The organism is Paraburkholderia sp. RAU2J, from assembly GCF_003634845.1.
GTDB classification, from domain to species: Bacteria; Pseudomonadota; Gammaproteobacteria; order Burkholderiales; family Burkholderiaceae; genus Paraburkholderia; species Paraburkholderia fynbosensis.
Genome location: NZ_RBXG01000001.1, coordinates 2,712,027 through 2,735,416 on the forward strand (window position 1 = coordinate 2,712,027; position 23,390 = coordinate 2,735,416).

A 23,390-nucleotide genomic window follows, 5' to 3' on the forward strand; every position below is an offset into this window, starting at 1 on the left:
GGAGCAATTGATGAACAACGACTCTCTCCATCTGCCCATCTACATGGACTACAGCGCTACGACGCCGATCGATCCGCGCGTGGTGGACAAGATGATTCCGTATCTGCGCGAGCAGTTCGGCAACCCCGCATCGCGCAGCCACTCGTATGGCTGGGACGCGGAGCGTGCGGTCGAAGAAGCGCGTGAGAATGTCGCCGCGCTGGTCAACGCAGACCCGCGCGAAATCATCTGGACCTCGGGTGCAACGGAGTCGGACAACCTCGCGATCAAGGGCGCGGCGCACTTCTACAAGAGCAAGGGCAAGCACGTCATCACGGTAAAGACGGAGCACAAGGCCGTGCTCGACACCTGCCGCGAACTCGAGCGTGAGGGCTTCGAAGTCACGTATCTGGACGTCAAGGACGATGGTCTGATCGACCTGGAAAAATTCAAGGCCGCGCTGCGCCCCGACACGATTCTGGTGTCGGTGATGTCGGTGAACAACGAGATCGGTGTGATCCAGGACATCGAGGCAATCGGCGAAATCACCCGCGAAAAGGGCATCATTTTCCACGTCGACGCGGCGCAAGCCACCGGCAAGATCGCCATCGACCTGCAAAAACTGAAGGTCGATCTGATGTCGTTTTCGGCACACAAGACCTACGGCCCCAAAGGCATCGGCGCGCTCTACGTGCGTCGCAAGCCGCGTATCCGCATCGAAGCGCAGATGCACGGCGGCGGTCACGAGCGCGGCATGCGTTCGGGCACGCTGGCCACGCACCAGATCGTCGGCATGGGCGAAGCATTCCGCATCGCGCGCGAAGAAATGGCGACGGAAAACGAGCGCGTCCGCATGCTGCGCGACCGTCTGCTTGCCGGCCTGTCGGAAATGGAAGAAGTGTATGTGAACGGCGACATGGAAAAGCGTGTGCCGCACAACCTGAACATCAGCTTCAATTTCGTCGAAGGCGAATCGCTGATCATGGCGGTCAAGGACGTGGCGGTGTCGTCGGGCTCGGCTTGCACGTCGGCCTCGCTGGAGCCGTCGTACGTGTTGCGCGCACTCGGCCGCAACGACGAGCTCGCGCACAGCTCGATCCGCTTCACGGTGGGCCGCTTCACGACGGAGCAGGACGTCGACTACGTGATCAACCTGCTGAAGAGCAAGATTTCGAAGCTGCGCGACTTGTCGCCGCTGTGGGAAATGCACCAGGACGGGATCGATATTTCGACCATCCAGTGGGCAGCGCACTGACGCGCCGTTTGGACGACGTCGAATTCATCGAATTGCAAATTGCAGGTTGAAACGGATCAAGGAGTGTAATCATGGCTTATAGCGACAAGGTTCTGGACCACTACGAAAACCCGCGCAACGTCGGTTCCTTCGCGAAGGACGACGATGCGGTCGGCACAGGCATGGTCGGCGCGCCGGCCTGCGGCGACGTGATGAAGCTGCAGATCCGCGTGGGCGCGGACGGCGTGATCGAAGACGCGAAGTTCAAGACGTACGGCTGCGGTTCGGCAATCGCGTCGAGCTCGCTCGTCACCGAATGGGTGAAGGGCAAGACGCTCGATCAGGCAATGTCGATTAAGAACACGCAGATCGCCGAAGAACTGGCGCTGCCGCCGGTGAAAATCCACTGCTCGATCCTCGCGGAAGACGCGATCAAGGCAGCGGTCGCCGACTACAAGCAACGTCACGGTGAAGCAGCGGTCGTCGAAGGCGACCAGCAGCACGCTTGAGCGATCTTTGCGGCGCGGGGTTGAGCGCGGTTGAGTGACAGGAAGCGGACGGGGCAGATTCAACGCGCCGTCCAGCATGAGCGATATTTGATGCAGCAGGGCAGCAGGGCGCCAGGCGTCACACGGGGGCTCGACACCCGTACGGCGCGCGCACTGCGCAATGAGAAACGCTATGGCAATTACGTTGACCGAGAAGGCAGCACAGCACGTCCAGAAGTATCTGACCCGTCGCGGTAAAGGCGTCGGGCTGCGCGTCGGCGTGCGTACGACCGGTTGCTCCGGCTTGGCCTACAAGCTCGAGTACGTGGACGAACTCGCACCCGAAGACCAAGTGTTCGATTGCAACGGCGTGAAGATCATTGTGGACCCGAAGAGCCTCGCCTATATCGACGGCACGGAACTCGACTTCGCACGCGAAGGGTTGAACGAAGGCTTCAAGTTCAACAACCCGAATGTGAAGGACGAATGCGGCTGCGGCGAGTCGTTCCGCGTGTAAATCCAAAGACTTCCGCGTGCAGCGGATCAAAGGCGGCGCGGGCCGCCTTTTTAATTTGATCCGCACATCCGCCGCCGCATGGCTTGGCTGGTTGGCATTTCACGCCCGGCCACGCATTCGCTTTCGAGCCACATTTTTAGACTGCACTCCGGTGCGCTTTCATCAACGGACTTTTAATCCGATGGCCTCGCTGAACGACAGCCACTTCGATCTGTTCGATCTGCCGGCGCAATTCGCGCTCGATGCGGCGACGCTCGATCACGCGTACCGCACGGTGCAGGCGCAAGTGCATCCGGACCGCTTCGCGGCAGCCGGCGACGCGCAAAAGCGCATCGCGATGCAATGGGCGACGCGTGCGAACGAGGCGTATCAGACGCTGCGCGATCCGCTCAAGCGGGCCACGTATCTGCTGTCGTTGCGTGGCATCGATGTCGGCGCGGAGAACAACACGGCGATGGAGCCGGCGTTCCTGATGCAGCAGATGGAGTGGCGCGAAAGCATTGAAGACGCGGCCGCGGCGAAGAACGTCGATGCGCTCGACGCACTGCTCACGGAGCTGCGCGACGAAGAGCGCGTGCGGTTCGGCAAGCTCGGCGCATCGCTCGACAGCGGCGCGAACCAGGCGGCGGGCGAAGCCGTGCGGCAGTTGATGTTCATCGAGCGGGTGGCGTCGGAAATCGGCGTGCAGATCGAGCGGCTCGAGTATTAGCAGCCGACGTGCCGTGGGTGGGTTTCCGTAGAACACGAGCGCAGACGCAACCTGACATGAAGCAACGCACCTGCCAGCAGCCGTAGCATTACATCCAGCAACGCGAAAATTCAGGACGGGGCAAAGCGGCCCCGAGAAGATCCAGATGGCCTTACTGCAAATCTCCGAACCCGGCATGGCGCCGGCGCCTCATCAGCGGCGTCTGGCGGTCGGTATCGATCTCGGCACCACCAACTCCCTCGTCGCCGCGGTGCGCAGCGGCGTGCCCGATGTGCTGCCTGACGAGGACGGCCACGCGCTGCTGCCGTCGGTGGTGCGTTACCTGGAAAAGGGCGGCCGCCGGATCGGTCGCACGGCCAAGGCCGAAGCGGCGAGCGATCCGCGCAACACGATCGTCTCGGTCAAGCGCTTCATGGGACGTGGCAAGGCGGAAGTGGAAGGCGCTGAAAACGCGCCGTACGATTTCATCGACGCCCCCGGCATGGTGCAAATTCGCACGGTCGACGGCGTGAAGAGCCCTGTCGAAGTATCGGCCGAAATTCTCGCGACGCTGCGCCAGCGCGCCGAAGACTCGCTCGGCGACGAGCTGGTCGGCGCGGTCATCACGGTGCCGGCTTACTTCGACGAAGCCCAGCGCCAGGCCACCAAGGACGCCGCGCGTCTGGCTGGCCTGAACGTGCTGCGCCTGCTGAACGAGCCAACCGCGGCGGCGATCGCCTACGGCCTCGACAACGGCTCCGAGGGTCTGTACGCGGTGTATGACCTCGGTGGCGGCACCTTCGACCTGTCGATCCTCAAGCTCACCAAGGGCGTATTCGAAGTGCTCGCGGCGGGCGGCGACTCCGCGCTCGGCGGCGACGATTTCGACCACGCGCTGTATCGCCACGTGCTGGAGCAGTCGGGTATCGCGCCGCAGACGCTCGCACCGGAAGATGTGCGCCTGCTGCTCGACAGCGTGCGCACGGCCAAGGAGGCGTTGTCGGATGCATCCGAGGCTACCCTTGCGGCGACGCTCTCGAACGGCACCAGGCTCGATCTGACGATCACTGAAGCCACTTTCGAGGCGATCACTCTGGCGCTGGTGCAGCGCACGCTCGGGCCCACGAAAAAAGCCCTGCGCGACGCCAGGGTCACGACCAAAGAGATCAAGGGCGTCGTGCTGGTCGGCGGCGCGACGCGCATGCCGGTGATTCGCCGCTCGGTCGAATCGTTCTTCGGCCAGGCGCCGCTCGTCAACCTCGACCCGGACCAGGTCGTCGCGCTTGGCGCTGCGATCCAGGCCGATCTGCTCGCGGGCAACCGCGGCGCGGACGGCGACGAGTGGCTGCTGCTCGACGTGATTCCGCTGTCGCTCGGCGTCGAGACCATGGGCGGGCTCACCGAGAAGATCATTCCGCGCAACTCGACGATTCCGGTCGCTCGCGCGCAGGATTTCACGACCTTCAAGGACGGCCAGACCGCGATGGCGATTCACGTCGTGCAAGGCGAGCGCGAGCTCGTCAGCGACTGCCGTTCGCTCGCGCGTTTTGAACTGCGCGGCATTCCGCCGATGGCGGCCGGCGCGGCGCGCATTCGCGTGACCTATCAGGTCGACGCGGACGGTCTGCTGTCCGTGTTCGCGCGTGAGCAGGGCTCGGGCGTGGAAGCATCGGTGGTGGTCAAACCGTCGTACGGTCTCGCCGACGACGACATCGCCCGCATGCTCGAAGACAGCTTCTCGACCGCCGAAGTCGACATGCGCGCGCGTGCTTTGCGCGAGGCGCAGGTCGAAGCGCAGCGTCTGCTGGAAGCGACCGACGCGGCGCTCGCCGCCGACGCCGAATTGCTCGACGACGAGGAGCGCGCGGCGCTTGACGCGCTGCTCGATGCATTGCGCAAAGTCGCGCAAAGCGACGACGCCGGCGCAATCGAAGCTGCGACCAAAACGCTCGCCGAGGGCACCGACGAATTCGCTGCCCGCCGTATGAACAAGGGCATTCGTCGCGCGCTCGCCGGTCGCAAGCTCGACGAGATCTGAGCGTCGCGGGCCGGCAGGCGCTGCGTCGGCCACCGACGCTCAAGCGCGCCGTGCGGACTTAAAAAGTCCCCGCGGCGCCAGTAAAATGGTGCGGAGCCCGTTGATGGCCGCCGCGCCACAGACCCAAACGGAAAATGTATGCCTCAAATCGTTGTGCTGCCCCACGTCGAACTGTGCCCGGAAGGCGCGGTCATCGATGCCGTGCCTGGCAAGAGCATTTGCGACAATCTGCTCGAGAACGGCATTGAAATCGAGCACGCGTGCGAGAAGTCCTGCGCGTGCACGACCTGTCACGTGGTCGTGCGTGAGGGTTTCGCCGCCTTGACGCCGTCCGAGGAAGACGAGGACGATCTGTTGGACAAGGCGTGGGGGCTCGAGCCGGCTTCGCGTCTGTCGTGCCAGGCGATGGTGCCGGCGGAGCAGGACCTGGTCGTCGAAATTCCGCGTTATTCGATCAATCACGCGAAGGAAAACCACTAACAGGAGGATGCAGCCATGAAGTGGACCGATACGCAAGACATCGCGATGGCCCTGACTGACAAGCACCAGGACATCGATCCGCAGCAGGTGCGCTTCACCGACTTGCACCGCTGGGTCACCGAGCTGGAAGGATTCGACGACGATCCTAACCGTTCGAGCGAAAAGATCCTCGAGGCGATTCAGGCTGCATGGATTGAAGACGCGGATTATTGAAGACGCGGATTACTGAGCGCGACGTGACTGATCGGTCCGTGGCCGATGCGTGAAACGGTTCCGCTTCGGCTGCCTCGCGGCAAAGAAGAAGGCGATTCCATTGGAATCGCCTTTTTTAACGTCCGCGGAAATGCCGGACTGCCTCCCTTGGCCTTTTCGTTGGCCTAGCCTGCGGCCAGCGTGCCGTTTTCGACCCGGACGCGCTGACCTTGCTGGAACGGCGGCGCTTCGTGATACGTGAAATAGCGCGTCTTGCCGTTTTCCATCCGCACCCGCACCGAATACGACGTCGAGCTGCGGATGTGCTTTTCGACCGAGTTGCCAGCGAGGCCGCCGCCCAGTGCGCCGAGCAGCGTCATCGCGGTGCGCCCGCCTCCAGCGCCGAACTGGTTGCCGACTACGCCACCGGCCACCGCGCCGCCGACCGCGCCGATGCCGGTGCCATGACCTTCCTGACGGACCGCCGAAATGGCGACGACGGTGCCGCATGTCGAGCAATAGGCGGGGGGTGAGGGAGGTTGTTGCGCGTATTGCGGCGCAGGTTGAGCCTGTTGCTGCTGGGCATACTGTTGCTGCTGTGGCGGCATAGGTTCCGGCGCCGGCTGTTGAGCCCGCTGCGGTGCTTGTTGCTGTTGCGCGAGCTGTTGTTGCGCAGACCCATTGACCGGCGCCGCCGAATCGACGACGCCCGGTTGTGCCGTCACTTGCGCGGCCTGGGTCTGATCGGTTTGCGCGCCGCTGCTCGACGCCTTCGGGAACAGGCCCGTGACGGCTGCAGTCGCGGCGAGGCTCGCGATGATGACCGCCGCCGCCGCGCCCGCGACGAGCGGGTGAAGACGGCGTTGCTGGGTGGGCTGGGTATCGTTGGTGGGCTTGTCCATATTGGCCTCCGTCTCTAGCAGAGTCGACTTTTATTGAGACCGAGTGTCCGGCAATTCGATCCCGCTCGCGTTTCAATTTGTAACCGGCTACGGTGCGCGCTCGCGGCCATGCCTTGGCAAAGGCGAGCGGGGCGCCTTGGTCTTTGCAACGTTCGACACAAGTGCCCGTTGCAGTGACGCAACCGCACTTCTTTAGCTTTTACCTATAGTTACAAACCATCGAACATGCCCACCGCCCGCAGCCTTGCGGGCGCTGCAAGAAAAAACGCCCGGCTCCGGAGCCAGGCGTTTGTCTTGATGCACACCGCGTAAAAAATCAGTCTTCGCGGCGCAGATGCGGGAACAGAATCACGTCGCGAATGCTCGGGCTGTCCGTCAACATCATCACCAGACGATCGATGCCGATCCCGCAACCGCCGGCCGGCGGCATGCCGTATTCGAGCGCGCGAATATAGTCCGCGTCGTAGAACATCGCTTCTTCGTCGCCGGCGTCCTTCTGGTCGACCTGCTTCTTGAAGCGGGCGGCCTGCTCTTCCGGATCGTTCAGTTCCGAGAAGCCGTTGGCGATCTCGCGGCCCGTGATGAACAGTTCGAAACGCTCGGTGATGCCGTCGACCTTGTCCGACGCGCGCGCGAGCGGCGATACTTCGATCGGGTAGTCGATGATGTAGGTCGGTTCCCACAATTGCGACTCGGCGGTCTCTTCGAACAGCGCCAGTTGCAGCGAGCCCACGCCCGCGTTCAGGAACTGCGGCTGCGACGCATCGACGCCGAACTTCTTCAGCTCGGTGCGCAGGAACGCACTGTCGGCGAGTTGTTCGTTCGTGTATTGCGGCGCGTACTTCTGGATCGCCTGGGTAATCGTCAGCCGATGGAACGGCTTGGCCAGATCGAGTTCGCGGCCCTGATAGGTGATGGTGGCCGTGCCCAGTGCGTCGATCGCGGCCTGGCGGATCAGCTGCTCGGTGAAGTCCATCAGCCACTTGTAATCGGTGTACGCCGCGTAGAACTCGATCATCGTGAATTCCGGATTGTGGCGCACCGACACGCCCTCATTGCGGAAGTTACGGTTGATCTCGAACACACGCTCGAAGCCGCCGACCACCAGACGCTTCAGATACAGCTCCGGCGCAATGCGCAGGAACATCTGCATGTCGAGCGCGTTGTGATGCGTGGTGAACGGCTTGGCCGCAGCGCCGCCCGGAATCGGATGCAGCATCGGCGTTTCGACTTCCATGAAGTCGGCGTCGGCCATGAACTTGCGGATCGACGAGATCGCCCTGGTGCGCGCGACGAACGTCTTGCGCGTTTCCGGCGTGACGATCAGGTCGACGTAGCGCTGGCGATACTTCATTTCCTGGTCCGACAGGCCGTGGAACTTGTCCGGCAGCGGACGCAGCGACTTCGACAGCAGACGCAGCTCGGTGCAGCGCACCGACAGTTCGCCCTTGTTGGTGCGGAACAGCACGCCGCGCGCCGCGACGATGTCGCCCATGTCCCACTTCTTGAAGGCGTCGTACGTTTGCTGACCGACGTCGGCCGGCGTGATGAAGAACTGAATCTGACCCGAGCCGTCGCGCACGGTCGCGAAGCTCGCCTTGCCCATCACGCGCTTGAGCATCATGCGACCGGCGATCGCGACTTCGAGCGGATTCGCTTCGAGTGCTTCCTTGTCGGCGTGCTCGAACTGTTCCTGCAGATCTTCGGCGTGGTGCGTGGGACGGAAATCGTTCGGATAGGCGACGCCTTGCTCACGCAGCTCGCGCAGCTTTTCACGGCGCTCGGCCATGATCTTGTTGTCGTCCACCTCGGGCGCGACTGTCGGCTGCGCCGCATTAGGCTGGGCCGCATTAGGCTGGGTCGATTCGTTCATGATGATGTGTGTTCGGTGGCCCGCGTCGGCATGCACCGGAGTGCGCCGGATGCGGGAGGCCAGTCAGTGTAAAAACCTCAGGCGGTAAAAAAGATGCGGCGCGGCTCATTGCAAAGCCGCGCCGGTTGCGCGGGTTACACGCCCTGTTTCAGGCTTGCGCTGATGAACGGATCGAGGTCGCCGTCGAGCACGCTCTTGGTATTGCTGATTTCGACGTTGGTGCGCAGATCCTTGATACGGCTGTTGTCCAGCACGTACGAGCGGATCTGATGTCCCCAGCCCACATCGGTCTTGCCGGCTTCGAGCTTGTCCTGCTCTTCCTGACGCTTGCGGATTTCCGCTTCGTACAGGCGCGACTTCAGCATGGCCATCGCTTCGGCGCGGTTGCGGTGCTGCGAACGGTCGTTCTGGCACTGCACGACGATGCCCGACGGCATGTGCGTGATACGCACCGCGGAGTCGGTCTTGTTGATGTGCTGACCGCCTGCGCCGGATGCGCGGTACGTGTCGATGCGCAGATCGGCCGGGTTGATGTCCACTTCGATCGAGTCGTCGATTTCCGGGTACACGAACACCGACGAGAACGACGTATGACGCCCGCCCGACGAGTCGAACGGCGACTTGCGCACGAGGCGGTGCACGCCGGTCTCGGTGCGCAGGAAGCCGTAGGCGTATTCGCCTTCGATCTTGATCGTCGCGTTCTTGATGCCGGCGACGTCGCCGTCGGTCTGCTCCAGCACTTCGGTCTTGAAGCCCTTGCGTTCGCAGTAGCGCAGGTACTGGCGCAGCAGCATCGACGCCCAGTCGCACGCTTCGGTGCCGCCGGCGCCGGCCTGGATGTCGAGAAACGCGTTGTTCGGGTCGGCCGGGTTCGCGAACATCCGGCGGAATTCCATGTCGGCGACGCGCGACTCGAGCCCTTGCGCATCCGCTTCGCAGGCGAGCAGCGTTTCGTCGTCGTTTTCTTCACGCGCCATCTCGAACAGATCCTGCGCGTCGCGCAGGTCGTTGTGCAGCGAGGTGAGTTTGCCGACCGTGTCGTCGAGCAGTTTCTTTTCCCGGCCGAGGGCCTGGGCATGCTTCGAGTCGTTCCAGACGTCCGGGTCTTCGAGTTCCCGGTTGACTTCGATTAGACGCAGTGCTTTGTCGTCGTAGTCAAAGATACCCCCGTAGGTCGGCCGCGCGCGTGCGCAGGTCCGCCAGAGAGGCTTCGATCGCGTTGAGACGTTCCGCTTCCATGTCGATCTTTTATAGCTTCGTAAAAAGGGGAAATTATAGCCGATCGACGCGCGGCGCCGGATGCTCTCGAGCGATCCGGCGCGGGTTCGGGGTTGATTTTGCGGAGATTTTCGCCGTTTTTGCGGCGACGCAGGCGGGCTGGCTGGGGGCGGTGCGGGTCGGCGGTTCAGCCTGCTGCTTCGGTTTGGCCACGTCACCTTGCCCGCTTTCGCGGCGTACCGCGGTGGCTGACGCCAGTTGCCCACTTCAACCGCCGCCTCAACTCGCCGCGTGCTCGACGATCAGTTGCACGCGCGACACGCCGTTCCACGTGTCGCTCGCCAGCCGGTAGGCGACGGTGGTCCGCGCGGGCAGCGTGTCGGTGTGGTTGAACCAGATCGCGTTGAAGCGCTGGCGCCCGCGTACGAGCTGCAGCTTCAGATGCTTGTCCTTCACCAGCGCCTGCGACGCGATGTCGAATTCGCCCGAAAACACCGGCGCCGGAAAGCCCTGGCCCCACACGGCCGCGTCGAGCATCTCGACGAATTGCGGCGTGAAGTACGCGTCTTCGAGTTCGCCGTCGGTTTCCACCGTGCGCGACAGCGCGTCCTCGGACAGCCACTCGCGGCCGACCGCTTCGAACGCGGCGGTGAAGCGCGGCACGTCGGCGGCGGCGAGCGTCAGGCCCGCGGCCATCGCATGGCCGCCGAATTTGACGATCAGGTTCGGCTCGCGCTTCGAGATCAGGTCGAGCGCATCGCGCAGATGGAAACCGGGGATCGAGCGGCCCGAACCTTTGACGGTTTGGCCGCTGTCGTCGGCGAGCGCGAAGGTGAACGAGGGCCGGTGGAATTTCTCCTTCAGCCGTCCGGCGACGATGCCGATCACGCCCTGATGCCAGCCCGGATTGAACAGCGTGATGGTGGTCGCGCCTGCCGGGTCGATGGCCGAGAGATCGTCGAGCGCCTGCTGCTGCATGCCGGCTTCGATCTCGCGGCGCTCGCGGTTCATCGTGTCGAGTTGCTGCGCGAGGTCCCAAGCGCGGCCGATGTCGTCGGTGGTCAGGCATTCGATCCCGAGCGACATGTCCGACAGGCGTCCCGCCGCGTTCAGCCGCGGCCCCAGCGCGAAGCCGAGGTCGAAGCCCGACGCGCTGCGGGCGTCGCGCGCGGCGGCGCGAAAGAGCGCGGCGATGCCCGGCTGCATCTTGCCTTTGCGGATGCGCTGCAAGCCTTGCGCGACCAGCACGCGGTTATTGCCGTCGAGCTTGACCACGTCGGCGACCGTGCCGAGCGCGACCAGATCGAGCAGGCCGTCGAGGCGCGGTTCGGGAAAGTCGTCGCCAAATGCGCCACGGCGCCGCAATTCCGCGCGCAACGCGAGCAGCACGTAGAACATCACGCCGACGCCCGCGATGCACTTGCTCGGGAACGTGCAGCCCGGCTGGTTCGGATTGACGATCGCGCGGGCGGCGGGCAGTTCGTCGCCGGGCAGGTGGTGATCGGTGACCAGCACGTCGATGCCGAGCGCGTTGGCCGCCTCGACACCGTCGACGCTCGCGATGCCGTTATCGACGGTAATCAGCAGATCCGGTTTGCCCGACGCGCTGCGTGCGGCCAGCGCAACGATCTCGGGCGTGAGGCCGTAGCCGTACTCGAAGCGGTTCGGCACCAGATACTCGATCTGGCCGCCGAACATGCGCAAGCCGCGCACCGCGACTGCGCAGGCGGTGGCGCCGTCGCAGTCGTAGTCGGCGACCACCAGCATGCGGCGCTGGTGCTGGAGCGCGTCGGCGAGCAGCACGGCGGCGTCTTCGCAGCCCTTCAGCGCGACGGGCGGCACGAGCCGCGCGAGACCGGTTTCGATTTCATCGGGCAGGCACACGCCGCGTGCGGCGTACAGACGCGCGAGCACCGGGTGCAGACCGTGGCGGGTGAGGATTTCGGCGTCGACCGGGGAGCAGGCGCGCGTAACGATTCGAGTCATTCGGAGAGGCCGTGGAGCATGCGGTAAATCATTCGATGAAAAGCGAGGCCAGCACGCGCCGCCGCCAGAATTTGCGCAGATCGGCGCGCGTGACCGTGAGCGTCACCGAGCCGGTGTCGCCGCATAGGGTCAGGCCGAGTTCGGCGAGTTGGCCGGATTGCAGCGCCGCGAGCGCGGGTTCGAACCAGTCGGTCTGCACGGCCGCAAAGGCGTCGTTCCAGCGCGCCCAGTCCTGCTCGATGTAGGGCGCGGAGAATGGGTCGAGTTCGACCAGCGTGGCGCCGGTTGGGCCATTGGCGCTTTTGGTCCGACTGTTTGTGGGGCCGTTTGTGGGTCCCTTTGTGTCGCCGCCCGGGTCACGGCTCGTCGCCACGCCTGTCCCATTGGCCGTCGCTCCGCCTGGTGCTCCCGTCACGCGATCACCGGACAGCGCCGACAGTGCCGCAAACGAGGCTGGCGGCGCACCGGTCCCGACACCGGCGCTCATCGCGAGACCGCGTGTCGCCGCGGCATCGGAATACACCCGCGCGAACGGGCTGCGCACCGGCTGCGCCGCACCCTGCGCGTGAAACCAGATCGAGTTGACAGCCGGCAGGCCCCGCGCCTCGCGCGCTTCGTTGACCGGGTGCTCGAACCACGCCATCTGCACTTCGTTCTGCAGCTTCATCCACGCGCGCGAACGCTCGCCGGAATGCGCTTCGTGAGGTAGCCAGATTTCGATGTTGCGGCCGGCCGCGCGCAACGGCGAGGCGCCCGCCAGCGTGCCGAAGCCGTCGCCGGACAGGTACCAGCGCGCGGGTTTCGGCGCCTCGATGCGCACGCCGAGTTCCTCGATCAGCGGTCGCGCGACGGCGAGCAGCGCGCCGGCTTCGTCGTCGGACAGGTCGAGCGAGGCGGGATCGATCAGCACCAGGTGATCGTGCGCGATGCGCACATGCACGGGCTGGACGCAGGCCCAGGTCGCGTCGCCGGGATCGCCGCCGTCGGCGCGCAGCATGTACGGGGCGAGCGGCGCTTCGTCGGCGGCCGCCGCGCCCGCCGGCAGTGCGCCGAACTGGCGGGCCACCCAGCGCTCGTGCGGCAGCGTGCGCTGAAAATCCTCGCCGACCACCCGTTCGACCAGCGTCGCGCGCGCGATCAGCCGGTCGAGGGCCGGGCTCCGGATGTCGTGAAGGGCGGTGGAGGCGTCCGCTGCGGCGGGCAGCGCGAAGGGCAGCAGAAGATGGAGACGGTTGGCGAGCATGATGCTGCGCATTGTAGGGCAAAGAGTGCGAGTATTCCGACCATCAGCTTCCCGCTCGGCGCATCCCCGGCGGCGCCCGGCCTGGCGGTGGGGCGTGTGCCATGCGGACGTCGCAGAGAGCCGCGCGCGGCGGCACCGCGCACATGACGATGGAGACCGGCATGCCACGTGAACTCAAAACCGAGCAGGAACTATTGGAACTGGTGGTTAAAGCGCTCGATGCCGACCCGGTCACGGCCGGCTGGATTCCGACCGGCTTGCACGAGACCGTCGAGGACGAGGACGGCTGCAATTGGGACATCACTCATCTGCATCGCGACCGAAAGGACGCGGATGTGCGCGAGCTGGCGAGCACGGCCGCGGCGGGGATCATTAATGAGCTGCGCGGGCGTTATAACTTGCGGTAGCGCAGGTGGGTGCCAAACAGGTGCCAAACGCCGGACACCCAGCGAGGGCGAACGGCAAACGGTGCGGCGCCAAGGGCAAAGGACGCGCCGCGGAAACCCCCCACCCATCAACACCGTCACGCCAAACCTGGCGTCACCCGCCGAACAGGGCTTTTTCCGTCATCAGAACAGGCCTTGCCGGACCCCCGCCGCCTTCACAGCGCCAGCCCGTTCCCTATGGCCTTTGCGCGAGTGGGCGGCATTGTATGGCAAACTTCGCGCTTGATCGGCGGTGGCATCGGCAGATGCGGCGGTGACAGTAGCGGCGGTGCAGCTTGTCCACCGCATAGCGGAACGCCGCGGCGCACGTTTTGCTACTCAGCGACGCGGCGACGCCGGAACCATCGGCGCAGCCGCGACACCAACGATCACACGCTCGGGCCGCGGCGGGCGCTCCACGCCTTTCGCGCGCAGCGCAAAGCAGAACAACGCAGCCGAAGAACGCAGACAAGGATTCGCTTGAAATTTCCCTACGAATGGCAGATTGGCTGGCGCTACACGCGCGCCGGCAAACGCACGACCGGCAACGGCTTCATTTCGTTCATCGCGCTGGTGTCGATGTCCGGCATCGCGCTTGGCGTCGCGGCGCTAATCGTCGTGCTGTCGGTGATGAACGGGTTCCAGAAAGAGGTGCGCGACCGGATGCTGTCGGTGCTCGCGCACGTCGAAATCTTTTCACCAACCGGGTCGATGCCCAACTGGCAACTGACCGCTCAGGAAGCGCGCCGGAACAAGGAAGTGATCGGCGCGGCGCCCTATGTCGAAGCGCAGGCGCTGCTCACGCGCCAGGACGCCGTGAGCGGCGTCGCGTTGCGCGGCGTCGAGCCGACGCTCGAGCCTGAGGTGTCCGACATCGGTAAGGAAATGAAGGGCGGCAAGCTGACCGATCTCGTGCCGGGCGACTTCGGCATCGTGCTCGGCGCGGACCTCGCCACCAATCTCGGCGTGCAGCTGAACGACAAGATCACGCTGGTCGCGCCCGAAGGCACGATCACGCCGGCCGGCATGCTGCCGCGCCTGAAACAATTCACCGTGGTGGGCATCTTCGAGTCGGGACATTACGAGTACGACAGCACGCTCGCCCTGATCAACATCAAGGACGCAGAGGCGCTGTTCCGCCTGCCCGCGCCGACCGGCGTGCGGCTGCGGCTGACCGACATGCAGCGCGCGCCGGAGGTCGCGCATCAGCTTGCGCGCAGCTTGTCGGGTGACCTGTACATCCGCGACTGGACGCAGCAGAACAAGACCTGGTTCTCGGCGGTGCAGATCGAAAAACGCATGATGTTCATCATCCTCACGCTGATCATCGCAGTGGCGGCGTTCAATCTCGTTTCGTCGCTGGTGATGACCGTGACCAATAAGCAGGCCGACATTGCGATCCTGCGCACGCTCGGCGCGCAGCCCGGCTCGATCATGAAGATCTTTGTCGTGCAGGGCGTGACGATCGGCTTCATCGGCACCGCGACGGGCGTCGCGCTTGGCTGCCTGATCGCGTGGAGCATTCCATGGCTCGTGCCGATGATCGAGCACATGCTCGGCGTGCAGTTCCTGCCGCCGTCGGTGTACTTCATCAGCGAATTGCCGTCCGAGCTGATTCCGGCCGACGTCGCGCGCATCGGCATCATCGCGTTCCTGATGTCGGCGGTGGCGACGCTTTACCCGAGCTGGCGCGGTGCGAAAGTCCGTCCCGCGGAGGCGCTGCGCTATGAATGACCGTTCCGCTGATCTCTCCATGGCCACTCAGGACACCGCGCCGTATCCGTACGTGCTCGAAGCAAGCGGCATTTCCAAATCGTTCGTGCAGGGCGGCCTGAATGTGCAGGTGCTCAACAACGCGCAACTGAGCGTGCGACGCGGGGAGAAGCTGGCGATCGTCGGCGCGTCGGGCTCCGGCAAGAGCACGCTGCTGCACGTGCTCGGCGGTCTCGACGACCCGAGCGCCGGCCACGTCTCGGTGATGGGCAAGCCGTTCACGCAGCTCTCCGAGCGCGAACGTAACGACTTGCGCAATCGCGCGCTCGGTTTCGTCTATCAGTTCCACCATCTGCTGCCGGAGTTTTCCGCGCTCGACAACGTCGCGATGCCGTTGCGAATTCGCCGCATGACGACCGACGCCGCACGCCGCGAAGCGCTCCAGGTGCTGGAGCGGGTCGGCATGGGGCATCGCGCGAAGCATCGGCCGGGCGAGCTGTCGGGTGGCGAGCGCCAGCGTGTGGCGATCGCGCGGGCGCTGGTGACCAAACCGGCCTGCGTGCTGGCCGACGAGCCGACCGGCAACCTCGACGGCGGCACCGCGGACACGGTGTTCAACCTGATGCTCGAACTGTCGCAAACGCTCGAGACGAGTTTCGTGATCGTCACGCACGATCCGGAGCTGGCCGGACGCTGCGACCGCATCATGCGGCTGCGCGACGGCGTGCTGCACGAAGAGCCGCCGGTGCCGGTCTGAGGGCCGCGCGCTTGCCGCTTGCCGCGAGCGCGCGCCGCCAGTTTCACGAGGTACGTCATGTGGATCGATACGCACTGTCATCTCGACGCTTCTGAATTCGACGCCGACCGCGACGCGGTGGCGGCGGCGGCGCGCAATGCGGGCGTGGCGCGCATCGTGATTCCGGCAATCGGCCGGCAGAATTTCGCGACGGTGCGCGAACTCGCGCACCGGATCGACGGCGGCGCGTATGCGCTCGGCATTCATCCGCTGTTCACGCCGGGCGCCGACGAGCGCGATCTCGATCTGCTGCGCATGGAGATCGAGGCGAGTCGCGATGATCCTCTATTCGTCGGGATCGGCGAGATCGGGCTCGATTATTTCGTCGACGGCCTCGACGATGCGCGCCAGCAATTCTTCTACAACGGTCAACTGGAACTCGCGCGCGAATTCGACCTGCCGGTGATTTGCCACGTGCGCAAATCGCAGGATCAGGTCATCAAGGGGCTGCGGCGGCATCAGATCCATCGCGGCATCGCGCACGCCTTCAACGGCAGTTTCCAGCAGGCGCAGGCCTATATCGACCAGGGCATGCACCTCGGGTTCGGCGGCAATCTGACGTTCGAGCGCGCGCGGCAAATCCGCCGGCTCGCCGCGCAGTTGCCGCTCGACGCGCTGGTCGTCGAAACCGACGCGCCGGACATCGCGCCTGCGTGGATGTACAAGCAGCGCAACTCGCCGGAGCAGATTCCAGGCATCGGCGCGGGACTCGCCGAGCTGCGGGGCATGAGCGCCGACGCAACCGCCCTAGGCACAACGGCTAACGCGCTCGCCGCGCTGCCGCGACTCGCACTTTCCTCTGCATAATCGATCTCGTTGGTCTGAGTGGTTCGCGCCGGGCGAAACCCACGCCCGGCGGGCTTGCTGACGTCTGCTCGCCGCGCGTGATGTCATCCGGCGTCGCTGAACGGAGGGCGAATGCGGGCAGGATGGTGCGGGTTTGCGTTGGGCGTGATCTGGCTGCAGCGGCAGGCGGCGTTGCCGGATTGGCGGGGCGGGTGCGGGTTGGTTGTGCTTGGGGTAATGGCGTTTGTCGTTGCGGTTTGGGGGTTGCGGGAGGCGAGCGCGGGTCCCGTTTCGGCTCTGGGCCAGCCGCAGGCTCCGCGCTCAACTTCACACTTGCGCCACATTTGGTTCAACCGGCGTCTGCGATCGTTCGCTGGCTGGGGCGCCGTATGGTGCGCCGCAATCGTGATCGGCTTCGGCTATGCCGCTTTGCGTGCCGAGATACGGCTTGCGACGAGCTTGCCGGCCGCGTGGGAAGGCCGGGATATCGACATCGTCGGCAGTATCAGAGGCCTGCCGTCGCGCGACGGGAAAGGCGCGCGTTTTCTCTTCGAAGTCGAAGCCGCCGACGCGCCGATCGCCGCCTTCCCGCGCGTGATTCAACTCTCCTGGATTGCCGACGATGCCCCGGCGCCGCCTCTCGCGCCGGGTGAGCGCTGGCGTCTGACGGTGCGGCTCAAGCGGCCGCATGGCAACGCGAACTTCGGTGTGCGCGATGCTGAAGCGAATCTGCTCGCGCGCAACGTGCGGGCAACCGGCTATGTCAGCGCGCCGGCTCACGCGATCCGTTTGCCGGGCGAAGCGCGCGGCCCGCGCGTGCTCGTGGACCGCTGGCGCGCGGCGTTGCGCTCGCGCATCGATGCGGTGCTCGGCGACGCGCCGCATCGCGGGATCGTCGTGGCGCTGGCGATCGGCGCGCAGGACGACGTCAGCGCCGCCGACTGGCTGTTGATGCGCCGCACCGGCACGAGTCATCTGGTGGCGATTTCGGGCTTGCACATTGGCTTGGTCGCGGGGCTGGCCGCCTGGCTCGTGGGCGCGGTGTGGCGGCGCTCCGGATGGATCGGCCGGGATTGGCCGCTGCGGCTGCCGGCGCAAGTCGTCGCAGCGGTCGGCGGCGCGGGTTTTGCCGCGCTGCATGCGGCGCTGGCCGGCTTCAACGTGCCGGCGCAGCGCGCGCTATGGATGGCGGGTGTCGTCGCGCTCGCGTTCGTCAGTGGGCGCAGTCTCGCGCGCTCGGTGGTGCTGGCGTGGGCGCTGGGACTCGTGCTGCTGATCGATCCGTGGGCGGTCGTGTCGGCGGGCTTCTGGCTGTCGTTCTGCGCGGTGGCCGCGATTCTGTTCGCGATGTCGGGACGCCCGCGCGTGAGGGTTCGGCAGCGAGTCCGCGATGACGATGACGATAGCGATAGCGATAGCGAGGGCGAGGGCGAGGGCGAGGGCGAGGGCGAGGGCGAGGGCGAGGGCGAGGGCGAGGGCGAGGGCGAGGGCGAGGGCGAGGGCGGCGGGGCTGGCGAAGTTGGTGGGGCTGCTGAAGTCATAGCGGGCCACGAGAGGCCCGGCAAATTGGCGTCCCTGCGCACCGCGCTGAAGCGCCGCCTGCACGCGTTCGCCGAGCGCCTCCTCAGCGCCGCGCACGTACAGATCGCGGTCACGCTCGCGCTCGCGCCGCTCACGGTCTACTGGTTCGCACAGATTCCGCTGATCGGTCCGCTCGCGAATGCGTTGGCGATCCCTTGGGTGAGTCTGCTGATCACGCCGGCGGTGCTGGCCGGCGTCGCATTGCCCGCGCCGCTCGATGCCTGGGCTTTCCACGCCGCCCATGCGCTGCTCGATCTGCTGGCCACGGGCTTGCATAGGCTGTCCGCTCCGGCCTGGACGCTCTGGTGGCTGCCGCAACCGGACGCATGGGCGTTGGCCGCGGCGGCGCTCGGCGTGTTCTGGCTTCTGGCGCCGCGCGGCTGGCCGCTGCGCTGGGCCGCCCCCCTCACGTGGTTGCCGTTGCTGATGCCGGCGTCGCCCGGGCCGCCGCCCGGCAGTTTCCGGCTGACGGCGCTCGACGTCGGACAGGGCACGTCGGTGCTGATCGAAACAGCGCATCACGCGTTGCTGTTCGATACCGGGCCGGGGCCGGAATCGACCCACGCCGGCGAGCGGGTGGTCGTGCCGTTCCTGCAGGCGCATGGCGTGACGGCGCTCGACACGCTGATCATCAGTCACTCCGACTCCGATCACGCTGGCGGCGCGCCCGCCGTGCTCGATGCGATCGAGGTCCGTCAGATGGTGGCCGCATTGGCGCCGGACCACCCGCTGTGGGCGGGCGCGAAGCAGCACGGCGCGGCCACGCTGCCCTGCGCGGCTGGGCAGCGTTGGCAGTGGGACGGCGTCGAGTTCGCCATGCTGTGGCCGGACGCCGGGCCGCTGCAGGGAAAGCCCAATGCGCATTGCTGCGTGCTGCGGGTCGCCACGTTGCCGGACGCGGCGAGCCAGTCCGTCACGCATGAGCGGACCGGGCAGCCGCGCGTCGCGGCGTTGCTGAGCGCGGACATCGAGGCGCCTGCCGAACGCGTGCTGCTCGCACGCGATCGCGGCGCCTTGCGCGCTCAGGTGCTGGTCGTGCCACATCATGGCAGCAAGACCTCCTCGACCGAGCCGTTCCTCGACTCTGTCGAGCCGTCCATCGCGTTATTTCAGGTAGGCTATCGCAACCGCTTTCATCATCCGAACGACGGGGTGTTCGAGCGCTACAAGGCACGCCATATCGAACTCGCGCGCAGCGATACGGATGGCGCGGTGCGCGTCGATGCGGGCCCGGCGCCGAACGGTGCGGCGCTCACGCTCGAACGCTATCGCGATACGCAGCGCCGCTACTGGATGGATCGCTGATGGCGTGGGCCGGCGCGTCGGCTCGCGCGTTGGCCGATCAGTCGCCAGCAGCACAGGCAGAGGAACGCGCGGCGGCCAAGGCCGGTGCACGGGAGCGGCACGCACGCATTCGCGAAAAGCGCGCGGCAAAAACGTGCGAGCGGGCCACAAGCAAAAAACAGAACGGAGATAGCCGCAGTTGAAAAACATCATTCATTTCTCGCACGCGAACGGCTTTCCGGCGTCGACTTACCGGACCATCTTCGCCGAACTCGCCGACGACTATGAACTGCGCTCCATCGAGCGTATCGGCCACGACGCGCGCTTTCCGGTGACGCAAGACTGGCCGCATCTGGTCGAACAGCTGCTCGACGACGTCGGCCGCTCATACGAGCAGCCGGTGTGGCTGGTGGGGCATTCGCTCGGCGGTTATCTCTCGCTGATGGCCGCGCTGAAAAAGCCGCAGTGGGTGAGGGGCGTGGTGATGCTCGATTCGCCGGTGATCGCCGGCTGGCGCAGCAGCATGCTGCGCGTATCACAGTGGACCGGGCTCGACGAGCGGCTGTCGCCCGCGGCCGCCACGCGTACGCGCCGCACGCACTGGGCGAGCCGCGACGAAGCGTGGCGGCACTTTCATGCGAAGCCGGCGTTCGCACGCTGGGACGAGCGCATGCTGTCCGACTACATCGACTTCGGCATTCCGCAGACTTCGCCCGACGGCGGGCGCACGCTGGCCTTCGACCGGCGTACCGAATATCAGATCTACAGGACCTTGCCGCACACGCTCGGCGCGCGGCTCGCCCGGGGCGCACCGGTGCCGGTCGGGTTCATCGCGGGCACACGCTCGAAGGAAATCCGCCAGGCCGGTCTCGATGCCACCCGCCGCGCCACCAATGGTCATCTCGAGTGGATCGAGGGCAGCCATCTTTATCCGATGGAAAAGCCGCTCGAAACCGCGCGCGCGGTGCAGAGGATGCTGCGCGAGCTGGAGCGGGGCGCCTGACGGCTGGCCTCAAGCTGTGCGTGAGTCAGGAGAGAGCGGAAGCGCTATTCGAGCGGCTTCAGCATCGATTCGCGGGGCAAGTGCGGCGCTGGCGTTAGAGGTCGGAGGCTGCCAACGGAAGGCGGCGCGGCCAACGCGGCGACGAGCGATACGACACACGGGTCATGCGTCGGCTCCATTGACCGAGCGCCTCACGGCGCCTGCCGCAACAAGCCGCCGCAACATTGACCCGATGCCCAGGCGCGTGTCACCGCGCTAGCAGTCGCACGCGCGACTCCCCTAACTGCCAGCCGCCCGTCAAAAGCGGTGCATGATCGACGCGCGGCGCCGCCGCCGTGGCATCCGCACGCGCAGATGTCGCTCGGATTTTGCTGGGTCGGGCCCTTGCTTTACGGTATAATCCGTTTTTCCCGCGAGCATCCAGCGATGACCAAATATGTTTTCGTCACCGGCGGCGTAGTATCTTCCCTCGGCAAGGGTATTGCCGCCGCTTCCCTCGCCGCGATCCTCGAATCGCGCGGTCTTAAAGTCACCCTCCTCAAGCTCGATCCATACATCAACGTCGACCCCGGCACGATGAGCCCGTTCCAACACGGCGAAGTGTTCGTGACGGAAGATGGAGCGGAGACGGACCTCGACCTTGGCCACTATGAGCGCTTCATCAGCACGAAGATGCGCAAGGCCAACAACTTCACCACGGGCCAGATTTACGAATCGGTAATCCGCAAGGAACGCCGTGGCGATTATCTCGGCAAGACGGTGCAGGTCATCCCGCACATCACGAACGAAATCCAGGCATTCGTCGAGCGCGGCGCAGCTTCTGCGACGTGTGGCGAGCCGGATGTCGCGATCGTCGAAGTGGGCGGCACCGTCGGCGACATCGAATCGCTGCCGTTCCTCGAGGCCGCGCGTCAGATGAGTCTGCGCATGGGCCGCAACAGCGCGTGCTTTGTGCACCTGACGCTGGTGCCCTGGGTCGCCACCGCCGGCGAGCTCAAAACCAAGCCCACGCAACACAGTGTGCAGAAGCTGCGTGAAATCGGCATCTCGCCGCACGTGCTGCTGTGCCGCGCCGACCGCCGCATTCCCGACGACGAACGCGCGAAGATCTCGATGTTCTCCAACGTGCCCGAAGACGCGGTCATCTCCGTGTGGGACGCGGACAGCATCTACAAGATTCCGCAGATGCTGCACGACCAGGGACTGGACGCGATCATCTGCGAAGAGCTCAAGCTCACGCCGAAGCCCGCGGATCTGTCCATGTGGGCCGACCTCGTCGAGAAGCTCCAGCATCCGAAGCACGAAGTGACGATCGGCATGGTCGGCAAGTATGTCGATCTGACCGAGTCGTACAAGTCGCTGATCGAAGCGCTGCGCCACGCGTCGATGCATACGGCAACGCGCGTCAACATCGAATACATCGATTCGGAAGAAGTCGAGACGCAAGGCGTCGAGAGCCTCAAGCATCTCGACGCGGTACTCGTGCCGGGCGGTTTCGGCCGTCGCGGCACCGAAGGCAAGATCGCCGCGATCCGCTATGCACGTGAAGCGAAGGTGCCGTATCTCGGCATCTGTCTCGGCATGCAACTGGCCGTGATCGAATTCGCCCGCGACGTGGTCGGTCTGAAGAACGCGAACAGCACCGAGTTCGATCAGGAAACCGAGAACCGCGTGGTCGCGCTGATCACCGAGTGGTACGACCGCGAAGGCCGTGTCGAGAAGCGCACCGAAGAATCGGATCTGGGCGGCACGATGCGCCTCGGTTCGCAACGTTGCCCGATCAAGCCCGGCACGATGGCCGAAGAGATCTACGGCAAGGACGTGAACGAGCGTCATCGTCACCGTTATGAGGTCAATAACCGCTTCGTGCCCCAGCTCGAAGCGGGCGGTCTTATCATCAGCGCGCGTACCCCGAGTGAAGATCTGCCGGAAATGATGGAATTGCCGCGCAGCATGCACCCGTGGTTCGTCGGCGTGCAGTTCCACCCGGAATTCACGTCCACGCCGCGTGACGGTCATCCGCTGTTCAAGTCGTTCGTCGAAGCGGCGCTTGCGCGTCAGCAGTCGCGCGCGGCGAGCGAAGTCGGGGAGAAAGCATGAAACTGGGCGATTTCGAAATCGGGCTCGACAAGCCGTTTTTCCTGATCGCAGGCACCTGTGTCGTCGAATCCGAACAGATGACGATCGACACAGCGGGCCGCCTGAAGGAAATCTGCGCGAAGCTGAACATTCCGTTCATCTACAAATCGTCGTACGACAAGGCCAATCGCAGTAGCGGCAAGTCATTCCGCGGTCTGGGCATGGACGAAGGTTTGCGCATTCTGTCAGAAGTGAAGCGTCAGCTCGGTTTGCCGGTGCTGACCGACGTTCACGCCGAGCACGAAATCGAACAGGTGGCGTCGGTGGTCGACGTGCTGCAAACGCCGGCTTTCCTGTGCCGTCAAACCGACTTCATTCACGCTTGTGCGCGTTCGGGCAAGCCGGTCAACATCAAGAAAGGCCAGTTCCTCGCGCCGCACGACATGAAGAACGTGATCGACAAGGCGCGCGACGCGGCGCGTGAGGCGGGTCTGTCGGAAGACCGCTTCATGGCGTGCGAGCGCGGCGTGTCGTTCGGTTATAACAACCTCGTGTCGGACATGCGTTCGATCGCGATCATGCGCGAAACCAACGCGCCGGTCGTGTTCGATGCGACCCACTCGGTGCAATTGCCAGGCGGACAGGGCACGAGCTCGGGCGGCCAGCGCGAATTCGTGCCGGTGCTGGCACGTGCCGCGGTGGCGGTCGGCGTCGCCGGTCTCTTCATGGAAACGCATCCGAATCCGGCGCAGGCCAAATCGGACGGTCCCAACGCCGTGCCGCTCGATCGCATGGCCGACCTGCTCGAGACGCTGGTGACGCTCGACCAGGCGGTCAAGCGCGCGCCGTTCCTCGAAAGCGATTTCAACTGATTCAGGCATTCGC

General features: G+C 65.2%; 20 protein-coding genes. 15 read left to right on the forward strand and 5 right to left on the reverse strand.

All coding sequences use genetic code 11. The annotated features are described in order from the left end of the window. Positions 1-10: 10 nt before the first annotated feature. The 7 genes from B0G69_RS12395 to iscX all read left to right on the forward strand — a co-directional run bounded on the left by B0G69_RS12395 (position 11) and on the right by iscX (position 5,637). On the forward strand, positions 11-1,234 hold the full coding sequence (locus B0G69_RS12395; RefSeq protein WP_121317310.1) for an IscS subfamily cysteine desulfurase: 1,224 nt from the start codon (positions 11-13) through the stop codon (positions 1,232-1,234). A 71-nt stretch (positions 1,235-1,305) separates the two neighbouring features. Then, entirely contained in the window at positions 1,306-1,722 is a 417-nt protein-coding gene (gene iscU, locus B0G69_RS12400) for a Fe-S cluster assembly scaffold IscU (protein WP_121317312.1), read from the forward strand. 172 nt (positions 1,723-1,894) lie between these two features. Then, complete coding sequence (gene iscA / locus B0G69_RS12405) at positions 1,895-2,218, forward strand: iron-sulfur cluster assembly protein IscA (RefSeq protein WP_121317314.1); 324 nt, start codon at positions 1,895-1,897, stop codon at positions 2,216-2,218. A 181-nt stretch (positions 2,219-2,399) separates the two neighbouring features. After that, on the forward strand, positions 2,400-2,927 hold the full coding sequence (gene hscB, locus B0G69_RS12410) for a Fe-S protein assembly co-chaperone HscB (RefSeq protein ID WP_121317316.1): 528 nt from the start codon (positions 2,400-2,402) through the stop codon (positions 2,925-2,927). A gap of 145 nt (positions 2,928-3,072) precedes the next feature. Further along, a complete protein-coding gene (hscA, locus tag B0G69_RS12415; RefSeq protein WP_121317318.1) occupies positions 3,073-4,944 on the forward strand; it encodes a Fe-S protein assembly chaperone HscA in 1,872 nt (623 codons plus the stop codon). A 138-nt stretch (positions 4,945-5,082) separates the two neighbouring features. Continuing rightward, the gene (fdx, locus tag B0G69_RS12420; protein WP_121317320.1) at positions 5,083-5,424 is read left to right on the forward strand and encodes an ISC system 2Fe-2S type ferredoxin; all 342 of its coding nucleotides are present in this window, start codon (positions 5,083-5,085) and stop codon (positions 5,422-5,424) included. Positions 5,425-5,439: 15 nt separating this feature from the next. Next, the gene (gene iscX / locus B0G69_RS12425) at positions 5,440-5,637 is read left to right on the forward strand and encodes a Fe-S cluster assembly protein IscX (protein ID WP_121317322.1); all 198 of its coding nucleotides are present in this window, start codon (positions 5,440-5,442) and stop codon (positions 5,635-5,637) included. Positions 5,638-5,801: 164 nt separating this feature from the next. On the opposite strand, the gene B0G69_RS12430 is transcribed toward iscX, so the two are convergent. The 5 genes from B0G69_RS12430 to B0G69_RS12450 form a co-directional block, all read right to left on the reverse strand. Beyond that, positions 5,802-6,518, reverse strand: coding sequence for a glycine zipper 2TM domain-containing protein (locus tag B0G69_RS12430; protein ID WP_121317324.1), 717 nt, complete (start codon positions 6,516-6,518; stop codon positions 5,802-5,804). 316 nt (positions 6,519-6,834) lie between these two features. Then, positions 6,835-8,391, reverse strand: coding sequence for a lysine--tRNA ligase (gene lysS / locus B0G69_RS12435; protein WP_121317326.1), 1,557 nt, complete (start codon positions 8,389-8,391; stop codon positions 6,835-6,837). A 134-nt stretch (positions 8,392-8,525) separates the two neighbouring features. Beyond that, a protein-coding gene (gene prfB / locus B0G69_RS12440; RefSeq protein ID WP_121317328.1) for a peptide chain release factor 2 occupies positions 8,526-9,630 on the reverse strand; the annotation gives its coding sequence in 2 pieces (ribosomal slippage) (positions 8,526-9,548 and positions 9,550-9,630; 1,104 coding nt in all). Between the two features lie 258 nt (positions 9,631-9,888). Then, entirely contained in the window at positions 9,889-11,595 is a 1,707-nt protein-coding gene (gene recJ / locus B0G69_RS12445; RefSeq protein ID WP_121317330.1) for a single-stranded-DNA-specific exonuclease RecJ, read from the reverse strand. Between the two features lie 28 nt (positions 11,596-11,623). Beyond that, the gene (locus B0G69_RS12450; protein ID WP_121317332.1) at positions 11,624-12,850 is read right to left on the reverse strand and encodes a regulator; all 1,227 of its coding nucleotides are present in this window, start codon (positions 12,848-12,850) and stop codon (positions 11,624-11,626) included. A 149-nt stretch (positions 12,851-12,999) separates the two neighbouring features. Here B0G69_RS12450 and B0G69_RS12455 point away from each other — a divergent pair, with 149 nt between their 5' ends. From B0G69_RS12455 to kdsA, 8 genes are all read left to right on the forward strand, one after another. After that, on the forward strand, positions 13,000-13,245 hold the full coding sequence (locus tag B0G69_RS12455; RefSeq protein WP_147440726.1) for a hypothetical protein: 246 nt from the start codon (positions 13,000-13,002) through the stop codon (positions 13,243-13,245). 498 nt (positions 13,246-13,743) lie between these two features. After that, entirely contained in the window at positions 13,744-14,997 is a 1,254-nt protein-coding gene (locus B0G69_RS12460) for a lipoprotein-releasing ABC transporter permease subunit (RefSeq protein WP_121317336.1), read from the forward strand. Further along, a complete protein-coding gene (gene lolD / locus B0G69_RS12465; protein ID WP_121317338.1) occupies positions 14,990-15,733 on the forward strand; it encodes a lipoprotein-releasing ABC transporter ATP-binding protein LolD in 744 nt (247 codons plus the stop codon). Before B0G69_RS12460 ends, lolD begins: the two co-directional genes overlap by 8 nt. A 57-nt stretch (positions 15,734-15,790) precedes the next feature. Then, positions 15,791-16,579 (forward strand): TatD family hydrolase, encoded by a 789-nt coding sequence (locus B0G69_RS12470; RefSeq protein ID WP_121317340.1) that lies wholly within the window; start codon positions 15,791-15,793, stop codon positions 16,577-16,579. A gap of 111 nt (positions 16,580-16,690) precedes the next feature. Then, positions 16,691-19,444: a DNA internalization-related competence protein ComEC/Rec2 gene (locus tag B0G69_RS12475; RefSeq protein WP_121317342.1), complete on the forward strand. Its 2,754-nt coding sequence runs from the start codon at positions 16,691-16,693 to the stop codon at positions 19,442-19,444. A gap of 178 nt (positions 19,445-19,622) precedes the next feature. Continuing rightward, a complete protein-coding gene (locus B0G69_RS12485) occupies positions 19,623-20,426 on the forward strand; it encodes an alpha/beta hydrolase (RefSeq protein ID WP_121317346.1) in 804 nt (267 codons plus the stop codon). Between the two features lie 426 nt (positions 20,427-20,852). Then, positions 20,853-22,526 (forward strand): CTP synthase, encoded by a 1,674-nt coding sequence (locus B0G69_RS12490; protein WP_121317348.1) that lies wholly within the window; start codon positions 20,853-20,855, stop codon positions 22,524-22,526. Then, entirely contained in the window at positions 22,523-23,377 is an 855-nt protein-coding gene (gene kdsA / locus B0G69_RS12495; RefSeq protein ID WP_121317350.1) for a 3-deoxy-8-phosphooctulonate synthase, read from the forward strand. The genes B0G69_RS12490 and kdsA overlap by 4 nt, the downstream gene beginning before the upstream one ends. The last annotated feature ends 13 nt before the right edge of the window (positions 23,378-23,390 follow it).

Excerpts from the sequence above, each read along its gene's own strand:
- B0G69_RS12395 (WP_121317310.1), top strand. The coding sequence starts at position 11 with ATGAACAACGACTCTCTCCATCTGCCCATCTACATGGACTACAGCGCT.
- iscU (WP_121317312.1), top strand. The coding sequence starts at position 1,306 with ATGGCTTATAGCGACAAGGTTCTGGACCACTACGAAAACCCGCGCAAC.
- iscA (WP_121317314.1), top strand. The coding sequence starts at position 1,895 with ATGGCAATTACGTTGACCGAGAAGGCAGCACAGCACGTCCAGAAGTAT.
- hscB (WP_121317316.1), top strand. The coding sequence starts at position 2,400 with ATGGCCTCGCTGAACGACAGCCACTTCGATCTGTTCGATCTGCCGGCG.
- hscA (WP_121317318.1), top strand. The coding sequence starts at position 3,073 with ATGGCCTTACTGCAAATCTCCGAACCCGGCATGGCGCCGGCGCCTCAT.
- fdx (WP_121317320.1), top strand. The coding sequence starts at position 5,083 with ATGCCTCAAATCGTTGTGCTGCCCCACGTCGAACTGTGCCCGGAAGGC.
- iscX (WP_121317322.1), top strand. The coding sequence starts at position 5,440 with ATGAAGTGGACCGATACGCAAGACATCGCGATGGCCCTGACTGACAAG.
- B0G69_RS12430 (WP_121317324.1), bottom strand. The coding sequence starts at position 6,518 with ATGGACAAGCCCACCAACGATACCCAGCCCACCCAGCAACGCCGTCTT.
- lysS (WP_121317326.1), bottom strand. The coding sequence starts at position 8,391 with ATGAACGAATCGACCCAGCCTAATGCGGCCCAGCCTAATGCGGCGCAG.
- recJ (WP_121317330.1), bottom strand. The coding sequence starts at position 11,595 with ATGACTCGAATCGTTACGCGCGCCTGCTCCCCGGTCGACGCCGAAATC.
- B0G69_RS12450 (WP_121317332.1), bottom strand. The coding sequence starts at position 12,850 with ATGCGCAGCATCATGCTCGCCAACCGTCTCCATCTTCTGCTGCCCTTC.
- B0G69_RS12455 (WP_147440726.1), top strand. The coding sequence starts at position 13,000 with ATGCCACGTGAACTCAAAACCGAGCAGGAACTATTGGAACTGGTGGTT.
- lolD (WP_121317338.1), top strand. The coding sequence starts at position 14,990 with ATGAATGACCGTTCCGCTGATCTCTCCATGGCCACTCAGGACACCGCG.
- B0G69_RS12470 (WP_121317340.1), top strand. The coding sequence starts at position 15,791 with ATGTGGATCGATACGCACTGTCATCTCGACGCTTCTGAATTCGACGCC.
- B0G69_RS12475 (WP_121317342.1), top strand. The coding sequence starts at position 16,691 with ATGCGGGCAGGATGGTGCGGGTTTGCGTTGGGCGTGATCTGGCTGCAG.
- B0G69_RS12490 (WP_121317348.1), top strand. The coding sequence starts at position 20,853 with ATGACCAAATATGTTTTCGTCACCGGCGGCGTAGTATCTTCCCTCGGC.
- kdsA (WP_121317350.1), top strand. The coding sequence starts at position 22,523 with ATGAAACTGGGCGATTTCGAAATCGGGCTCGACAAGCCGTTTTTCCTG.